Annotated in this window: 14 protein-coding genes and 1 tRNA gene; 4 read left to right on the top strand and 11 right to left on the bottom strand. The window is 33.4% G+C overall.

The window, feature by feature from the left end; all coding sequences use genetic code 11:
• Nucleotides 1-169: 169 nt before the first annotated feature.
• The 5 genes from M2326_RS01000 to rplM all read right to left on the bottom strand — a co-directional run bounded on the left by M2326_RS01000 (nt 170) and on the right by rplM (nt 3,418).
• The gene (locus tag M2326_RS01000) at nt 170-388 is read right to left on the bottom strand and encodes a hypothetical protein (protein ID WP_264617693.1); all 219 of its coding nucleotides are present in this window, start codon (nt 386-388) and stop codon (nt 170-172) included.
• A gap of 242 nt (nt 389-630) precedes the next feature.
• Nucleotides 631-1,455: a translation elongation factor Ts gene (gene tsf, locus M2326_RS00995; RefSeq protein ID WP_264617692.1), complete on the bottom strand. Its 825-nt coding sequence runs from the start codon at nt 1,453-1,455 to the stop codon at nt 631-633.
• Between the two features lie 144 nt (nt 1,456-1,599).
• Complete coding sequence (gene rpsB, locus M2326_RS00990; protein WP_264617691.1) at nt 1,600-2,409, bottom strand: 30S ribosomal protein S2; 810 nt, start codon at nt 2,407-2,409, stop codon at nt 1,600-1,602.
• A gap of 167 nt (nt 2,410-2,576) precedes the next feature.
• Nucleotides 2,577-2,963, bottom strand: coding sequence for a 30S ribosomal protein S9 (rpsI, locus tag M2326_RS00985; protein ID WP_264617690.1), 387 nt, complete (start codon nt 2,961-2,963; stop codon nt 2,577-2,579).
• On the bottom strand, nt 2,963-3,418 hold the full coding sequence (gene rplM, locus M2326_RS00980) for a 50S ribosomal protein L13 (RefSeq protein WP_239862858.1): 456 nt from the start codon (nt 3,416-3,418) through the stop codon (nt 2,963-2,965). The genes rpsI and rplM overlap by 1 nt, the downstream gene beginning before the upstream one ends.
• A gap of 561 nt (nt 3,419-3,979) precedes the next feature.
• Between rplM and M2326_RS00975 the strand changes: the two genes are divergently transcribed.
• On the top strand, nt 3,980-5,020 hold the full coding sequence (locus M2326_RS00975; protein WP_264617689.1) for a LacI family DNA-binding transcriptional regulator: 1,041 nt from the start codon (nt 3,980-3,982) through the stop codon (nt 5,018-5,020).
• Nucleotides 5,021-5,117: 97 nt separating this feature from the next.
• Here the strand turns inward: M2326_RS00975 and M2326_RS00970 are convergent, their stop codons facing one another.
• The 4 genes from M2326_RS00970 to M2326_RS00960 form a co-directional block, all read right to left on the bottom strand.
• Nucleotides 5,118-5,930 (bottom strand): DUF2490 domain-containing protein, encoded by an 813-nt coding sequence (locus M2326_RS00970; protein WP_264617688.1) that lies wholly within the window; start codon nt 5,928-5,930, stop codon nt 5,118-5,120.
• Between the two features lie 655 nt (nt 5,931-6,585).
• A complete protein-coding gene (gene polA / locus M2326_RS00965; RefSeq protein WP_264617687.1) occupies nt 6,586-9,429 on the bottom strand; it encodes a DNA polymerase I in 2,844 nt (947 codons plus the stop codon).
• Nucleotides 9,430-9,772: 343 nt separating this feature from the next.
• The gene (locus tag M2326_RS17565; RefSeq protein WP_413603252.1) at nt 9,773-10,030 is read right to left on the bottom strand and encodes a DUF3781 domain-containing protein; all 258 of its coding nucleotides are present in this window, start codon (nt 10,028-10,030) and stop codon (nt 9,773-9,775) included.
• Nucleotides 10,031-10,037: 7 nt separating this feature from the next.
• Nucleotides 10,038-10,649, bottom strand: a complete 612-nt coding sequence (locus tag M2326_RS00960; RefSeq protein ID WP_264617686.1) for a YhgN family NAAT transporter — start codon at nt 10,647-10,649, stop codon at nt 10,038-10,040.
• 843 nt (nt 10,650-11,492) lie between these two features.
• Between M2326_RS00960 and M2326_RS00955 the strand changes: the two genes are divergently transcribed.
• A complete protein-coding gene (locus M2326_RS00955) occupies nt 11,493-12,725 on the top strand; it encodes a metallophosphoesterase (RefSeq protein WP_264617685.1) in 1,233 nt (410 codons plus the stop codon).
• A 73-nt stretch (nt 12,726-12,798) separates the two neighbouring features.
• Nucleotides 12,799-13,095 carry a thioredoxin family protein gene (locus M2326_RS00950; RefSeq protein ID WP_264617684.1) on the top strand — a complete coding sequence of 99 codons (297 nt, stop codon included), beginning with the start codon at nt 12,799-12,801 and terminating at the stop codon, nt 13,093-13,095.
• 6 nt (nt 13,096-13,101) lie between these two features.
• Here the strand turns inward: M2326_RS00950 and M2326_RS00945 are convergent, their stop codons facing one another.
• Together M2326_RS00945 and M2326_RS00940 are read right to left on the bottom strand one after the other, a co-directional pair.
• Nucleotides 13,102-13,752 (bottom strand): polysaccharide deacetylase family protein, encoded by a 651-nt coding sequence (locus tag M2326_RS00945; RefSeq protein ID WP_264617683.1) that lies wholly within the window; start codon nt 13,750-13,752, stop codon nt 13,102-13,104.
• A gap of 96 nt (nt 13,753-13,848) precedes the next feature.
• Nucleotides 13,849-17,139, bottom strand: coding sequence for a glycosyltransferase family 117 protein (locus tag M2326_RS00940; protein WP_264617682.1), 3,291 nt, complete (start codon nt 17,137-17,139; stop codon nt 13,849-13,851).
• 238 nt (nt 17,140-17,377) lie between these two features.
• On the opposite strand from M2326_RS00940, the gene M2326_RS00935 reads away from it, so the two are divergent.
• Nucleotides 17,378-17,448: transfer RNA gene (locus M2326_RS00935), tRNA-Gln, on the top strand.
• Nucleotides 17,449-17,742 lie beyond the last annotated feature (294 nt).

The following is a 17,742-nucleotide window of genomic DNA, read 5'->3' as shown; positions in this document are numbered from 1 at the left end:
GCAAGAGGTTATAGAAATTCAGGAAATTTCATAAAAATGGTGTATTATTTAGGAAATGCCTAAAAATGCAATTCCACTATTTTAAGCGAAGAGCCAAAAAAGAGGTGGTATTATTTATTTTGTTAAATAATCTCTTTTTTGATATATTTTATTTCTAGGCTTCTGATTTTTATTTAGCTGAAATAGTATTACTAATCACATAATCACCATGATCCAAGTGAGTTTGTAGATCATTAATGTTTATTTCAATGTTACTAATCTTTGCAGGGTTGCTAGGTATTTTGTGACAAACAATGATTTTTGTGTTCTTTTTGTCCTCATTTTTAGTATTACTAGCAATTGTGAGTGCAACTAATACTATCCCGAATAATAATAATAATCGTTTCATAATGTTAAGGTTTTGAGTTATCTATTGGTAAAATTACTCAATGTTATTTCATTTGAAAATTTATTTGTCGAAGTGTTTATATTTCAGTTAAAATACATAAAATTGTTCTTGAACTATGGTTTTTTGATATGTTTAATTTTTATTTTCCTTTTTTTAAAGGGTTGTAAATTGCAACTTATGAAGTAAAAAAAATCCCATTCAACTTAATGAATGGGATTTAATATTTATGAGTATGTTTAAGATTATCCTAAAGCAGCTCTTTTGAAACCTGTAACGATAAGATCTTTATCTAAAGATTTAACATAAGCAGCAACGCTTAATTTGTTGTCTTTGATGTAATCTTGGTTAACTAAAGTGTTGTCTTTAAAGAAACGAGCCAATTTACCTTTAGCAATATTATCTAACATTGCTTCTGGCTTTCCTTCTTGACGTAATAAGTCTTTAGCAATTTCAATTTCTTTTTCAATTGTAGCAGCATCAACACCAGCTTCGTTCAAAGCAATAGGAGACATTGCAGCAGCTTGCATAGCAACGTTTCTAGAAACTTCTTCAGCACCAGCAGGAGCAGCAGATAAAGCTACTAGAGTAGCGATTTTGTTTCCAGAGTGGATGTAAGATCCAATGAAAGCACCTTCTAATTTCTCAAAAGTTCTGATTTCTAATTTTTCTCCGATAACACCTGTTTGCTCAATTAGTTTTTCAGCAACAGTGATTCCTTTGTATTCAGCTGCTAAGAAAGCTTCTAGAGTGTCAAAGTTCAAGGCTAAATTAGCTAATTCTGTAGCCATAGTTACAAAACTTTCGTTCATACCTACGAAGTCAGTCTCACAGTTTAATGTGATAACAACACCAGCAGTTTTGTCAGCATTAACAACGGCAATTGCAGCACCTTCTGTAGATTCTCTATCAGAACGATTTGCAGCTACTTTTTGTCCTTTTTTACGTAAGTTTTCGATCGCTAAATCAAAATCTCCGTCCGCTTCAACTAATGCTTTTTTGCAGTCCATCATTCCTGCGCCAGTAGCTGTTCTTAATTTATTTACGTCTGCAGCAGTTATTGTTGCCATTTCTTTGTATATTTTAAGATTATTTTTATGTAAAAAAAGAAATTCCAATCCTAAAATCCCAAATTCCAATTTTATTAAATCATCAATTAACAGTTGACTTTTTATATGGAATTTGGAATTTAGTATTGGAATATACTATTTAATTTATTCTTTAGTTTCAGTTGCAGGAGCAACAGCTTCTGGTGCAGCAGGTGCAACAGTTTCAGTTACTGGTGCAGCAGCTTTAGCAGCTGGTTTGTCAGTAGCTTCACCTTCTTTTTCAGAACCTCTTTCAGAAAGTCCTTCTGTAACTGCAGCAGTTACTAAAGATAAAATTTTGTCAATTGATTTAGAAGCATCATCATTAGATGGAATAACATAATCTACCTCACGTGGGTCAGAGTTTGTATCAACCATTGCAAAAACTGGAATGTTTAATTTTTGAGCTTCTTTTATTGCGATGTGTTCCGCTTTGATATCTACTACGAATAATGCAGCAGGTAATCTAGACATATCTGCGATTGAACCTAAATTTTTCTCTAATTTAGCACGTAGACGATCAACTTGTAAACGCTCTTTCTTAGAAAGTGTCATGAAAGTACCATCTTTCTTCATTTTATCAATAGTTGCCATTTTTTTAACAGCTTTACGGATAGTTACGAAGTTAGTTAGCATTCCACCAGGCCATCTTTCAGTGATATAAGGCATGTTTGCAGCTTTTGCTTTTTCAGCAACGATGTCTTTTGCTTGTTTTTTGGTAGCAACAAATAATATTTTTCTACCTGATGCAGCAATCTTTTTCATAGCTTCACTAGCTTCTTCGATTTTTGCTGCAGTTTTATATAGATTGATAATGTGAATACCATTACGCTCCATATAAATGTAAGGAGCCATATTTGGATCCCATTTTCTAGTCATGTGTCCAAAATGAACACCTGCTTCTAGTAAGTCTTTTACTTCTACTTTGTTTGACATTTTTTGTTTAGTTTACGTTCTGTTGATTAGCAATGTTCCATCTGCTTTTGGCTTTTGGCTTCATTTAGATGCTAAACTAATTCCTACCTCAGTAGGCAACAACAACATTGTTTTTTAATTCAAATAATAAACGAAGTCTTGTGCATAATTGAACAAGACAGGTAATATTAACGTTTAGAGAACTGGAATTTCTTACGAGCTTTCTTCTGACCGAATTTCTTACGTTCAACCATTCTTGGATCTCTTGTTAATAAACCTTCTGGTTTTAATACAAGTCTGTTTTCTGCGTTAACTTCACACATAACACGTGCTAATGCCATTCTTACAGCTTCTGCTTGTCCAGTTGAACCACCTCCGTAAACATTTACTTTTACATCAAAGTTTGTAGCATTATCTGTCATAGACATTGGTTGCATAACTTTGTACTGTAAAGTAGCTGTAGGGAAGTAAGTTGCGAATTCTTTTTTGTTTACAGTGATTACTCCTGTTCCTTCTGAAACATAAACACGTGCAACAGCGGTTTTTCTTCTACCGATTTTGTGAATAACTCCCATTACTTAAGATCGTTTAGGTTAACAGTTCTTGGTTTTTGAGCTCCTTGTTTGTGCTCAGTTCCAACAACTACATTTAGATTTCTAAAAAGTTCAGCTCCTAATTTGTTCTTAGGTAACATTCCTTTTATTGCTTTTTCTACTAAGGTTGCAGGGTTTTTTGCTTGCAATACTTTAGCAGTTAAAGTTCTTTGTCCTCCTGGGTAACCTGTATGACGCATGTAAATTTTGTCATCCATTTTTTTACCTGTAAGGTTGATTTTTTCTGAGTTGATAACGATTACGTTATCTCCACAGTCAACGTGTGGTGAGTAACTTGGTTTGTACTTACCTCTCAAAATCATAGCGACTTTTGAAGCAAGGCGACCTAAGTTATGACCATCTGCATCTACAACGATCCACTCTTTTACAGAGTTTGCTTTTGTTGTAGAAATTGTCTTGTAGCTTAATGCGTTCACAATAATAAATTTTAATTAAACATTCCATCCCCTATAAAGGGGTTGCAAAAGTACAATTAATTATTTTAAATACAAATACCATAATTGATTATTTTATTTATGGTTTTGACTGAGTATCAATTGTCTATTTTATTTCGTAGGATGTTGCTTTTGTTTTAGTATTTTGAGAAGTGCTTTGCTGCTATTGTTAATTTTTTTAAGATGTCTTTTTGTCTTTTTTATGGTGTTGATTAATTCATTATCTTGCGCTTTGGAATCTTATTTTTGATTCTGGCTTAAACGTTTTGCTTTAGGCTGAGTCTTATATAAGGTAAATGTATAATAATGTAAATAGAAATTCGGGTCTATAATCTGTATTTGTTATTTTGATACTATTGGTCTCGTGGATTCGGTATTGCGTGAGGGATAGAAGTGGAAATCCTTTTTTGGGCTTTTTTGCCCAAAAAAGATTGTAACGAATAGCCCGACCCGCTTTTTTTGCGGGACACGCCCAAAATAAATCAATTTAATAGTTTGGTAAGCGGACTTCTATTTTAAGAATATAAAAAAAATATCACCATTATGAAAGTAAAAGCAACTCTTAAGCAAATTGCAAAAGAACTTAATGTATCTGTATCAACTGTTTCTAAGGCGCTGAATGATAGCCCTGAAATAAGCGATTTAACTAAAGTTAAAATTAAGGAGTATGCTAAACTTAAAAATTATAAGCCTAATGTGATTGGTTTGAATCTTAAGAATAGAAAAACCAAGACTATTGGGGTGATTATACCCAATATTTTGAACTCTTTTTATGCAAAGGTTTTTAGTGGTATCGAAAAAATAGCTGACAAACAAGGTTATAATGTAATTACTTGTATCTCAAATGAATCTATTGTTAAGGAAATACATACACTGGAGATGTTGAGTAATGGTACAATTGATGGTTTTATTTTGTCAATCTCGGAGGAAGCTCAGAAATTACAAGACTACTCTCATTTTTCGACTATTATAAATGAAGGTACTCCAATTGTAATGTTTGACAGAATCGCAGATGAAATTGATTGCGATAAAGTTATTGTAGATGATTTTGATTCAGGTTTGAATGTTACTAAGCGATTGATTAAGTTGGGGTGTAAAAATATTGCTTTGATTTCGTCTATCGAAAATTTAAGCGTTGGTAAGTTAAGAGCTGATGGTTATTTGAAAGCATTGACTGATAATGGTATTACTATTAATGAAGATATTATCCTAAGAACAGATTGTGAAGAGGATATGAAATCAAAAATTGAAGCTATTTTTACTAATAATACTATAGATGCCATTTTTGCATTGGACGAAAATGATTCGGTGGCTGCTTTGAGAGTAGCTATTAAAAATGGATATAAAATTCCAGAGGAACTATCTATTGTTGGTTTTGCTGATGGAATTCTAGCCTCGAGAAGATTGTCTCCTAGTTTGAGTACCGTAAGTCAGCACGGTGTTGAGATAGGTGAAGTTGCTGCTAAGTTATTGATTGACCGTCTGGAGAACGAAGACGAAATAGAACCGCCATTTGAAACCATTGTTATCAAAACCAAATTAAAAGAAAGAGAATCTTCTCGTTCTAAAAAGAAAAAAAAATAATATTGAATAGTATAGTTGAATTTTTAAATGACAATAAAAACCATTCTTATTAAAACAAGAATGGTTTTTATTAGACACTATATGGCTGGTACTTTTTTTAGATTTTTGTAAAATCTATATTGTATGTATAGCCAACTGTTACGGTATGGTTGTTTTCTCGAGTTGTTCCATCGCTTTTCTCAGAGAATTGATTGAGATAGCCAATTTGAATATTTGATTCCTTATTAAAACGCCATCCCAATGCTGCTGATAGTCGGTTTTGATCAAAAATATTGGCAGCAACACGGTTACCAACATTAATGAAAATTTCATCGGCAACTGCTAGGAATAAAGTTTTGTCTTCCATTTTATTCTTGTTTAATGGAACTTGTGTTCTAAAGCGGTACCGTACTCTATGCCTCAGTTTCCAGTAACCTTCATCGGGGTCATCGTACCTTAAATAATTAGGCACTAGGATTGTTCCGTAATTCTCGAATGACTGTGTCCATCTTTGTTCTATCCTAAAACGACTATCAAAAGAGAAACGACCACTATTTTTATGATTGATGACTAATTGTTCCCAAATACGATGTTCATTAAACTTATAATCGTTGTATTTTGATGGTATTTGCTTAGCAAATTCTCCGTAGGCTGCCGTTTCTATGTGTGCCCATCCGGCAGTTACCATCACTTCTTTGTTAATGTGGTAGTCAATTCCAAATCGGAACATGCTTTGCATTGGATTTTTAAATCCTTGATTTCTACGCATTTGGTATTCTGTATGAAGTCCCCAGTGTTCAGTTAATTTATGGTCTCCGTTATATGATAACCAAATATTTGTTTGCTCTACTTTAGGATTTGTTTGTGCGAAAGTATAGGAAGTTGCTGTGATCAAAAGACTTAGACTAATAGTTTTTATTAAGTTTTTCAAATTGGTAATAGTTTTTAAATGGTTTTCTACAAAAATATCATTTACCTCAATTTAGATACTTAATTAAAATCTTAATTTAATGTTATATTTTTTATCGCTCGAGGTGATTAGAAGTGTTTGAATGTAGTTGGTTATAAGAGAGTGATTTTAAAAATGACTAAAAAACCAGTCAAGTAGAAAACAAGAATGGTTTTTATTGATTGATTTAATTTTGGAAAGACTCATGATAAAAATGATTAATACCAGTACCGTAAGTCGAAATGTTTACTGTTGTTTAGCTTTTAATAAATAACCATATTTTATTAGTTTCCAAGAAAAGTATAGCTCTAATATTGTCTTTTTGGGTCTGAAAAGTATGTCATAAAAGGTAAAGTTTTTAGTTGCTTTTTCTTGTACACCTAGTTCTTTAAGACCTTTTTTCCTTTGTTTTTGGTTTTTTCAATTTCGTTACTATTCACTTTTCTAGTGTAGAGTCTGTCATGGACTAGTTTGATAGCTTTTGGATTCCATTTTTTGGAGCACCTACAATTTCTATTAATTAAGAAGTTGTCCTGGCTTTTATTGAAGGTTTGAAATCGTCAATCATATTAAATCAAAAGCGTCAATTTTAAGTTATCTGCTACAAAATACCGTAAACTAGGACTGTGAATTAAAATCAATGAGCTTCTAACCAGTTTTTCCCCATACCCAAATCAACTACTAACGGAACATCAAGTTCAAAAGCAGTTTCCATTTCGTGCTTAATCATCGGTTGAATTTTCTCTAACTCATCATTATGTACATCAAACACAAGTTCATCATGTACTTGGAGCAGCATTTTTGATTTCCAGTTTTCAGATATTAGTTTATTGTGAATATTAATCATTGCAATTTTGATAATATCGGCAGCCGAACCTTGAATAGGAGCATTAACGGCATTACGCTCTGCACCACCACGCACAATTGCATTTTGAGAATTGATATCTTTTAAGTAACGACGACGACCTAAAATAGTTTGAACAAAACCATTATCTCTAGCAAAATCAACTTGATCGCTGATATATGATTTCAATTGTGGGTACGATTTGTAATAAGCCTCAATCAATTCAGCACTTTCCGATCGGGAAAGATTCGTTTGGTTTGAAAGTCCAAAGGCAGAAACCCCGTATATAATTCCAAAGTTAACCGTCTTGGCATGACTACGCTGTTCCTTAGTAACTTCTTCTAGTGGAATATTAAATACTTTAGCAGCAGTCGATTTGTGAATGTCTTCATTATTCTTAAAGGCTGCAATCATATTTTCTTCGCCACTCAAAGCTGCAATCACACGCAATTCAATTTGGGAATAATCGGCAGAAACCAAAGTGTAGTTCTCATCGCGAGGTACAAATGCTTTACGAATCAAGCGTCCTCTTTCCGTGCGAACGGGAATATTTTGTAAGTTCGGATTATTGGAACTCAAACGTCCTGTAGCCGCTACCGTTTGCATGTAGTCGGTATGTATGTGTCCTGATTTGGCATCTACTTGCGTAGGCAAAGCATCAATGTAGGTACTTTGTAATTTTACCATTTGGCGCCATTCGAGTATGTCACGTACGATTTCGTTATCGTTTGCCAAATAGCTCAAGACTTCTTCGCCGGTGGCGTATTGACCAGTTTTGGTTTTCTTTTGTTTCGGTCCTCCAATTTTTAACTTATCGAATAAAATATCCCCCAGTTGTTTTGGTGAAGCTAAATTAAAAGTCTCCCCAGCGATTTCATATATTTTTTGTTCGAAAATATCAATGTCTTTTTGCATATCAACCGACATGTCTTTCAAGAAAGTAACGTCAAGATTGATCCCTTCGGTTTCCATAGCGGCAAGTACAGGCACTAACGGAATTTCGATTTCGTCAAACAATTTTTGCGTGCCTGTTTTTTCTAGTTCAACTGCAAAAAGCTCTTTCAGTTGAAAAGTAACATCGGCATCTTCTGCGGCATATTCTTTTACTTCTTCGATGGCAATATCACGCATCGTTTTTTGGTTTTTTCCTTTTTTACCAATTAAGGCTTCGATAGATTTCGGTGAATATTTCAAATACGTTTCTGCTAAAATATCCATATTATGACGCATATCTGGGTTGATTAAATAATGCGCAATCATGGTATCAAACAATTTTCCAGCTACCGTTATATTGTAGTTTGCCAGAATCTTTAAATCATATTTTAGATTTTGACCAATTTTTTCGATTTCTGAATTTTCGAAAAAGGGCGTAAATTTCGTTGCCAAAAGTTGTGCTTCCTCCTGATTTTCTGGAAAAGGAACATAATATCCTTTTCCTTTTTCGTATGAAAATGAAATTCCTACCAACTCTGCATGTAATGCATCCAGACCTGTAGTTTCAGTGTCAAAACAAACGGAGGTCTGTTTTTGTAAATTTTGTAATAATAATTTTACTCCCAGATTACCTTGTACAATCTGGTAGGAGTGAGGTGTGTTTTCGAGTGTATTATAGAATGATTGGTGTGCTACTTCTGTATCTTGACCAGAAGTAGTTGCCGAGAACAAATCAAATTGATCTTCGTTTTTTGGTTGTGGTTTTTTATATAATTTATCGTCAGTAGGTGCATTGTCTGTATTAGAACCAGAAGTTTGTTTTCTAAAGATAGCATCAAATTGTTCCGCCATTCTTCTAAACTCCAATTCGTTAAATAGTTCGTCTGTTTTTTCTACATCTGGAGTCGAAAGTTCATAATCATTTTCGTTAAATGTCACTGGACAATCTAGTAAAATTGTAGCTAGTCTTTTTGATAACAGTCCGAGTTCTTTATTTGCTTCTATTTTAAGTTTTATAGCGCCTTTCAATTCGTGGGTGTTATCCAGAAGGTTTTCCATAGAGCCATAAGCTGCCAAGTATTTCTTCGCCGTTTTCTCGCCAACACCAGGTAATCCTGGAATATTATCGGCAGCGTCGCCCATCATACCTAGAAAATCAATTACTTGTTCTGGTCTTTCGATTTCAAATTTAGCCAAAACTTCTGGAACTCCCCATATTTCAATACCGTTACCCATACGAGCAGGCTTGTACATGAAGATATTTTCAGACACCAATTGGGCAAAATCCTTATCAGGAGTCACCATGTATACTTTGTAGTTTTCTTTTTCTGCTTGCTTGGCAATGGTACCAATCAAATCATCGGCCTCAAAACCCGCCACTTCGATAATCGGAATGTGCATTGCATTTAGTAATGCTTGAATGTATGGAACTGCAATCTTAATCGCTTCTGGAGTTGCGTCACGATTGGCTTTATATTCTGGGAAAAGCTCGTTTCTTAAATCACTTCCGCCTTTGTCAAATGCCACCGCCAAATGGTCTGGTTTTTCTCTCTTAATCACATCCATTAACGAATTCATAAATCCCATAATGGCCGAGGTGTCCATCCCCTTCGAGTTAATTCGTGGGTTTTTGATAAAAGCATAATAGCCTCTAAAGATTAAGGCATAGGCATCGAGAAGAAAAAGACGTTTTTGAGCAGACATAATAAAAATAATTTGACCGTAAAAATAAACAAAGGTTTTTAAAAACAGTCATTTTATCAATCCATTATTAAAATTGCAAAATCATTTAGGTACACCAGAAAAGAAAAAAGGGTTTTGTTGTATTTACAAGTAGAAATCCCTTATCTCTGTTGTTGTAATGATATCTTCCTCGTTGCCGCAGATTGCTCCAACTAATTTTATCGAATTTTAATTGTAATTAAGTGAAATACTCATTCACGCAAGATTGTTAAAAATAAAGTAATTTTTTTGTAATGTTATTTTAAAAATTTCATCAGAATAGGCTAGACATTCAAAGCGTAATCAAATTTATGTGAAATTGATTTTAAACAATTCGATCCACTGTAATAACTCTAAAAGTGTATGAGTTCACAGTAATTTTGATATTATGCTCAATATTAGAAACATAAAAATTTTTTCCTATTTTGACGTAATCTAGTGTTGGAGTTATTGTTAGAATTTTCAGTAAATGATATTCTATCTCAGTATTAGATAAATTACTTTTCAGTTTTTTGTTTATTCTGCCATAAACAAGGTCAGTATAGCAAATATTTGCAATAATTTCATGTTTACAACTTCCCATTTGATACTTATTGTCCTTTAGTTAAAAACAAAATTTTGATTCCGTTTATTAGCATTTGTACAGCCATCATCACCAAAATCATTCCCATCAAACGCTCAATAGCTTTCAAACCACGTTCCTTTAATATTTTGAAGAAGAAGGGAGCACAAAGTAAAATTAAAGCACTCGAAGACCAAGCTAGTAAAAGGGCGTACAGCCAGTTCACCATATGTTCTGGCTCATTTTTGGTCATTAAAATTAACATAGCTAATACCGATGGACCTGCAATCATAGGTATCGCAATAGGAACGATAAATGGTTCACCATCAGCTTGTATACCCATAATACCTTCTTCACGAGGAAATATCAATCGTAGTCCAATAATTAACAACACTATTCCACCTGAAATTGTAACCGATTCTTGCTGAAGATGTAGAAAAGTCAAAAGATTTTGTCCTCCGAAAAGGAAAATAATAAGAATAAACAAAGCTATCAAAAGTTCTCGAATGATGATAAAACGTTGTCTTTTGGGTGCTATACCCTTCAGGACAGATAGTAATACAGGAATATTTCCAATCGGGTCCATTAAGAAAAATAGTAAGACAGCCGCTGATAGTATAGAACCTCCTAGATTATTCATGTTTGTATATGGTTTATTTTGCAGTAGTATTAAGGTTCTCCTTTTGGTATACGTGAGTAGTGTAAGCCTCAAAGATAAGAAGCGGTAAAGGTATTAAAAAAGCCCAAACATAGTCGCCATTAGAAAAAAAACAGGAAATGATTAAAATAAGTTTATAACTAAAACACTGTTTTGTATAAATTGAAATTGCTAAAATATATTTCTAATCAAAACATTTGTGAAATTGATTATTTTATCTTGATCATGTTTGTTTAGAAACTATTGAATTATCTTATGAAATCCTTCCGCATTGATGTAGTCTATGTTTTTAAATGAAAGGAATGATTTTAAACAACTAATAGGAATCATTTCCATTAGTTTCTTTATTTTCAAAATTAAACAAGCTACATGTAATAACTATTTATATTTTAAACCGTAATAGTATGTCGTTTAAAAACCTCTCAATTTTATAACTGTTGCTTTGATAAGTAATTATGGTTAACTTCTGTAGTTTTAATAACGACAGCTGTAAGCAGTTGTATTTTAATTTTGAGATGAAGTTTTTGCTGCCTACTCCTAAATATAATTGTTGTGGGAAATTGTAAATTATGTCATTTATGGCTTGTAAATTGATACTTCTACTTAAAATCATTGTTTCTTATCTTGGGCGTAGTTGGACTCTCTTTTATATCGGTAAATTTTTATGAGATATACCGAAGAATAGGAAGGTAAATTCTTAAAAAAAAGCACTAAAGCACTAGTTCCTAAAATAAGCAATGAAATCAAGGCTTCTAGCGTTAAATTTTATTTAATAGCAAAGGGTTTCGTTGATATAAATCGTTATTTTGTGTAAAAATTGTTGTAATGGGTCTTAAGTTATTGTTTTTCTTCGTTTTACTATTGATTGTGGAGGTTTATGCCTTTCAAGCTTTCAAAACAGTCCTTAGGGGAAAATGGATGTTGATTGGATATTTGGTGATAAGTATTGTATTATTTATTTATATTCTTTATTCATTTTTGAGTTTTGATCGTTCTGTGGGGCAAACTCAGCATACAATGTTTACAATGGGACTGATGTTATTGGTTTTTGTTCCAAAAATCATTTTAGCTTTGGTTCTTTTAGGCGAAGATTTGTACCGATTAATTTCGGGGATGTTTCGTGCAGCAGTAGGAGATTCATCTGAAGGTTTCTTGGAAGCACGACGTACTTTTGTGAGTCAGATTGGACTGGGGTTGGCTGCAATTCCATTCTTTTCGTTAATTTATGGTATGACTATTGGGAAATATAACTTTAAGGTAATCAAGCAAACCATTCATTTTCCCGATTTACCAATCGAGTTTGATGGTTTTACAATCACACAAATCTCAGATGTTCATTCGGGTAGTTTTGATGATCCCGAAAAAATAAGTTATGCCATTGATTTAGTAAACCAACAAAATTCAGATATGGTCTTGTTTACGGGGGATATCGTGAATACGCATGCCGTAGAAATGGATCCTTGGATTGATACCTTCAAACGGATTCATAATCCCAAGTACGGTAAATATTCTGTTTTGGGAAATCATGATTATGGAGAGTACATTGACTGGAAAACGCAAAAGGAAAAAGATGACAATTTTGAAGCAATAAAAAAATTGTATGGTGATATTGGATTTGAATTGTTACTAAATGAACATCGCTTTATTGAGAAAAATGGTCAAAGAATAGCCTTGATAGGGGTGGAGAATTGGGGACATAATTTCAAAAAAGTCGGTGATATTAAAAAAGCGGCTCAAGGAGTAGCTCAGGAAGATTTCAAGGTCGTAATGAGTCATGATCCTTCTCATTGGGATTATGAATTGAAACAAGATCCAAAAAATTACCATTTGACACTGTCAGGTCATACACACGGAATGCAGTTTGGAATCGAAATTCCGGGTTTCTTTAAGTGGAGTTTGGCTCAATATATTTATCCGCAGTGGGCCGGTTTGTACGAGACTCTAGGTCGTTATGTATATGTGAACCGTGGTTTTGGTTTTCATGCTTATCCAGGAAGAGTAGGAATTATGCCTGAAATAACCGTGATTGAACTAAAAAAAGGGGAGAAAGTGTCTTAATTCGTTAAAAATGTTACATTTGTAAAATAATAGCTATTATTTTAGTAAATTTATATATTAAAACGTTGTTTTTATGTCAAAATTTGGAGAACTTATAAGCGCACAAGTACCTGTGTTAATCGATTTTTATACGGAGTGGAATGAATCTTCTTTGTCGATGCATCCTGTAATCAAGGATGTTGCGGCAGCTTTGGGTGACAAGGCAAAGGTGATTAAAATTGATGTAGATAAAAATCAAGAATTGGCCGATGCACTACGAATTAAAGGTTTGCCAACTCTGATGATCTACAAAGGTGGACATATGATTTGGAGACAATCTGGTGAACTGGATGCTAATAGTATTATTGCTATCGTTCAAGGACAACTGTAATTCATTTTACGAGACTGTTGCACATTGTAAATTATTTTTGTCAATAAAATTCAAAACTTTAGGTAGGGTGTATTTCAAATTTGGAAATGCTTTCACGCTATCATGAAATATAATAATACTTCCAGATTGAATGTTTGAAATCACATTTTCAAGACATTTTTCTTTTGTAATAGAGAGGTCAAAATCGGCGCTCAGTACATCCCACATAATTATTTTATATCCCTGTTTTTTTAAGGCATTAATTTGTGCTGTCTTTATTTTTCCATACGGTGGTCGAAATAGACTTGTAGGTAAGTTGGTGTTGCTTATAATGTGTTTTGAAATACTATTAGCACAAGCAACAACACTTTTTATATAAAGATCTTTGGTAGTTGCCCATCCATTGGCGTGGTCATTGGTGTGGTTACCGATAGCGTGTTGCTCCTGAATGATTCTCTGAAACAATTCGGGTTGTTGTTCTATATTCTTACCAATACAAAAAAAAGTTGCTTTAGCGTTGTGTTTCTTTAGTAGATCAAGCACCCAGCTAGTGATTTCTGGTGTGGGGCCATCATCAAAGGTGAGGTAAACTTTATTCTGCTCATTAGGTAGATCCCAAACGTATTTTGAGAATATTTTTTTCAGGATCGAATGTGTTTTTACCCAGTAAAAGCTCATGTTGATTTGTTTATTTTTAGGAATTATTAAGGTATAAAAAATGCAGCATTCTTAAAAGAATTGCTGCATTTTTTTTAATATTAATGTAACGTCAATCTATTTTATTTTGTCTCTTCCAAAACGAGTAAACATTTCGATATAAGTGTTGAATGTTTTTTTATTTTTCTCGAAGAAGACCAAATCACCATTTGCTTTCATAACTTCAATTAAACTTCTGTAGCGTTCAATGTCAGTAACGATATCCATCGCGATTTCAGATTGTTCAGAAGGTGTTAATTTGCTGTAATAATTAAAGTTCTCCTGGTATTTGTTTATCAATTTGTTTAATAAATCGTGTGCTTTGGTTATATTGTTGGTTTGGTAATAACCTTTTGCAAAAGGCTCTACAAGAGAATAATAACCAAATTTATCCAATGGCATTTTAGTCATTGCTAGTTCAATGATATTTTTTGCTTTTTGCATTTTGCCTTCAGCAATCAATTTGTCCATTAAACGGGCAAGGTTAGTTCTATATGTGATACTTTCTCTTCTAGTTTCAGGATCATGATAGATTTTATCACTATCACTATTGCCCCAATCCCATGCCATTACATTCTTGTACATTTTCTCAGAATCAATTTGTCCCATGTCTAGTGGACTGCCTTCTTTTGAAAATGGAGTTCTTATGGGGATCAATTTATAAACCATACCATCAAGTTGCAGGTATTCTTTCATCCATAAATAATCTTCAGCATCGTATGCACCACCACTAAAGTAGACAGGGCGTTTCCAATTATTGTTAGATATAAAATCCAACATCATCAAACGGTTTTTGTATAAAGCACTTCCTTTAATATCGATGTCAATGTATGGAACGATAGAGTCGTATTGGCTCGGAGCCACAACTTTATTTTTGATTATTGTGTTTTTATCAATAGGGATTCTAATTTTATTCGTTGGGAAAAAATGGATTGTTTGTCCGTTTTGTAATCCAACTGTTGATTTTGGATTTTTAATAAAATCCAATATAGCCTTCAAATCCCATCTGCTTTCTGTTTTTGGTATGTAGGCAACGTAGTCCAACTTGTCACCTACATATTGATCGTGGGTGAATGAGATTGGTAATCCATCAGATTCATAGGTTTTCATTTTCATTTGATCAATGTACCAATCGGTCATGAAAAGGCTTGTATTGACAATTTTAATGTCGGTCCTTATCTTCTCGATTTCTTGTGCGTACCAAAGCGGGAACGTATCGTTATCACCAATGGTGAATAATACTGCATTGGGATCACACGAATTCAAGTAGGCTTTAGCCATTGAAAGGGCTGTGTATTTATCAGAACGGTCGTGATCGTCCCAGTTTTGAGCAGCCATGATAACCGGTGCTGCAAGTAAGCTAATTGATATAATAATCGGGCCAGCAATTTTTGGTGATAGATAGGTTTGTAAACTTTCGTACAAGGAATACACACCTAGACCAATCCAAATTGCAAAAACATAAAAGGAGCCTACAAGTGCATAATCTCTTTCTCTTGGTTCGAAAGGTCTTTCGTTAAGGTAAATTTTTAAAGCAATTCCCATAAATAAGAAAAGCATTAGTAATACATAAAAGCTTTTTCTTTCTTTACTGGCGTGATACATGATACCAATCAAGCCTAAGATAAACGGAATAAAGAAATACGTATTTCTACCTTTATTGTTTAAAACATCAGAAGGTAGGCTAGCTTGTGAGCCTAAGTGAATTTCATCAATGAAATTAATTCCACTTAACCAGTTTCCATCCATAGAGTCATAGCGTCCTTGATTGTCGCTTTGTCTTCCTACGAAATTCCACATCAAATACCTCCAGTACATATAACCAAATTGGTATTCAACCATAAAACTAAGATTATCAACTGTTGTAGGTTTCTCGATAATTAAATATTCACCATAACTTTTTAAGAACTTTACATAGCCTTCGTTGTCAATTTGTTTTTGAGCATAGGCCAATCTGAATTCAGAAACTGTTTTTTCAACTTCATTTTTTAGCTGTGCTATGGCTTTGTTGTAATCTTCCTCAGAAATTTTATTAGCATCTATCCCATATTTCGCTAGATCTTGTTCGTACGGATAATTAGGGTTGATTTTAAATTCAGGCGCATGAGTGAAGTTAATGTAGTTCTCAATATGTTCTGAACTCCACATTCTTGGTAGAAAAGTTTTGTGGTAATCATCGCTATTTTGAACGGCATTTTTGTAGTTGTTTACAATAACGTATTTTCCTGTTTTATAATCTCTCTCATAGTTGGGAGCTTTGTCCAGGTAAGGTTTGTCAGGATCCAATCCTGCGAATGTTTCTGTGTATTGAGGACCGTAAAATAATGGGTTTACACCATATTGTTCTCTGTTGTAGTATGCTAAAACCTCTGCAGCATCAGATGGTTTATTTTCGTTTATAACTGTGTTTGCATTCGCTCTTATAGGGAGCATCATCCAAGTAGAAAATCCAATTAGGATAAATAATATGCATAAAAGTAAAGTATTGTAATGAACTAGTCCATTTTTTTGAGTGTAGCTTAAGCCAAAATAAAAGAAGGCTATTAGTATAAGACCAACCAGAATGGTACCAGAGTCAAACGGCATTCCTAAACTGTTGACCATGAAAATTTCGCTTTTTCCGAAGAAAGCCATAGTAAGCGGTAATAATAATTTAAAGATAAATAATAATACAGAAATCACGACTACATTGGCAATAAGGAAATTTTTGATCATTACTGTTTTGTAGTTTTTAAAGTAATACAGCAAACCAATAGAAGGTATGGTCAACAAAGCCATGAAGTGTACACCAAATGAAAGTCCGATGACTAATGAAATTACAAGTAACCATCTGTTTCCTCGTGGCGTATTCATTTCTTGTTCCCAGCGCAAGCCTAGCCAGAAAAGCAGTGCTATAAATAACGAGGCCATAGCATATACTTCGGCTTCAACAGCATTAAACCAAAAACTATCAGAGAACGTATAGGCTAATGCCCCAACAAAGGAGCTACCTAGAATTGCAATATAATTTTCTTTTGAAATTTCTTTTTCAGAATCGCTTGCAATCATCTTTTTTAAGATCATAGTCGAAGACCAGTACATAAATAGGATGGTGAAAGCACTAGAAAATACAGAGGTCATATTGACCATTAATGCTATATGTTGGATATCTGTTGCAAACATGGCAAAGAAAGCACCAATCATTTGAAATAAGGGTGCTCCAGGAGGGTGACCTACTTCTAACTTTGCAGATGTAGCGATATATTCACCACAATCCCAAAAACTCATTGTAGGTTCAACCGTTAAACTGTAGGTAATTAATGCGATTGCAAAAGTGACCCAGCCTATAATAGTATTCCATTTGTTGAAATTGAATGCTGCCTTATTCATGTATCAAAATTTAGTTTTATTTTAAGTTGCAAAGAAAATGTTTTTTTATGGAAACTGAAGACCATTAACAAAAAATTCTAGTAAACATAAGGTAAACGATAAAGTATTGATTATTAATCTGTTTCGTTGTTGGTGTCGTTTAATTTAAAAAAAAATGAAATTATTTTAAAAAAAAGGGTCGAAAAAGTTTGCGCAAACTAAATATTATTATAAATTTGCACCCGCAACAAAGAAATATTGGTCTATGGTGTAATGGTAACACAACTGTTTTTGGTGCAGTCGTTCAAGGTTCGAGTCCTTGTAGACCAACGAAAAAAGCTTCTCAATTGAGAAGCTTTTTTTTTGAATTAAATCTAATGCAAAGTCTTTAAAGAATTTGAATAGTCGTTTTGATTGATGTTGTTTGTCTTTAAAGGTGATTGTAAACTCAGTTTTTTATAATGATAGCACGGAGTTTACTGTAAGAAAAAGAGTTTGTTTTTGGTCTTAATAGGTAAGATGTCGTTTATGGACAATCTATTTTTTTTGATTTATAAAAAAAACACTATATTTGCAGCGTTATTTATTAAAATCTAGATAATGAGGGGACTAATAGTCCCCTCT

Source organism: Flavobacterium psychraerolatum, from assembly GCF_025960985.1.
Taxonomy (GTDB): domain Bacteria; phylum Bacteroidota; class Bacteroidia; order Flavobacteriales; family Flavobacteriaceae; genus Flavobacterium.
This window is presented reverse-complemented; position numbering and strand designations above follow the sequence as displayed.

Coding starts and splice junctions, on each gene's coding strand:
- M2326_RS01000 (WP_264617693.1), bottom strand. CDS start 388: ATGAAACGATTATTATTATTATTCGGGATAGTATTAGTTGCACTCACA.
- tsf (WP_264617692.1), bottom strand. CDS start 1,455: ATGGCAACAATAACTGCTGCAGACGTAAATAAATTAAGAACAGCTACT.
- rpsB (WP_264617691.1), bottom strand. CDS start 2,409: ATGTCAAACAAAGTAGAAGTAAAAGACTTACTAGAAGCAGGTGTTCAT.
- rpsI (WP_264617690.1), bottom strand. CDS start 2,963: ATGGGAGTTATTCACAAAATCGGTAGAAGAAAAACCGCTGTTGCACGT.
- M2326_RS00975 (WP_264617689.1), top strand. CDS start 3,980: ATGAAAGTAAAAGCAACTCTTAAGCAAATTGCAAAAGAACTTAATGTA.
- polA (WP_264617687.1), bottom strand. CDS start 9,429: ATGTCTGCTCAAAAACGTCTTTTTCTTCTCGATGCCTATGCCTTAATC.
- M2326_RS17565 (WP_413603252.1), bottom strand. CDS start 10,030: ATGGGAAGTTGTAAACATGAAATTATTGCAAATATTTGCTATACTGAC.
- M2326_RS00960 (WP_264617686.1), bottom strand. CDS start 10,649: ATGAATAATCTAGGAGGTTCTATACTATCAGCGGCTGTCTTACTATTT.
- M2326_RS00955 (WP_264617685.1), top strand. CDS start 11,493: ATGGGTCTTAAGTTATTGTTTTTCTTCGTTTTACTATTGATTGTGGAG.
- M2326_RS00950 (WP_264617684.1), top strand. CDS start 12,799: ATGTCAAAATTTGGAGAACTTATAAGCGCACAAGTACCTGTGTTAATC.
- M2326_RS00945 (WP_264617683.1), bottom strand. CDS start 13,752: ATGAGCTTTTACTGGGTAAAAACACATTCGATCCTGAAAAAAATATTC.
- M2326_RS00940 (WP_264617682.1), bottom strand. CDS start 17,139: ATGAATAAGGCAGCATTCAATTTCAACAAATGGAATACTATTATAGGC.